Below are 229 nucleotides of genomic sequence, written 5' to 3' on the forward strand. Positions count from 1 at the left end.
GATAAATACCGAATCGCGTGTTGACGCCGTCTTCTACTGGCCCGGCCATGGCACCCGTTTCGGTATCCAGCTTGTCCTTCGTATAACAGGCCCCCGGATTCCCGGTAGCCAAAGCGTCGGCCATCACGCTTGCGCCATTGCCCAGAGGGGTTCTCAGGAACCCGAAATTGCCAGGCCCGGGGCTGGACGAAGACGTGCTGTACATTTCGATTTGCCGGCCGTAGAGATT

The 229-nt window shown here is 58.5% G+C and carries 1 pseudogene; it reads right to left on the minus strand.

The features are described 5' to 3' along the window. Positions 1-229 (minus strand): annotated as a pseudogene (locus AF337_RS45220) (hypothetical protein); the annotation flags it as partial.

Origin of the sequence: Rhizobium ecuadorense (assembly GCF_001187535.1) — a bacterium.
In the GTDB taxonomy this organism is placed as follows: Bacteria; Pseudomonadota; Alphaproteobacteria; order Rhizobiales; family Rhizobiaceae; genus Rhizobium; species Rhizobium ecuadorense.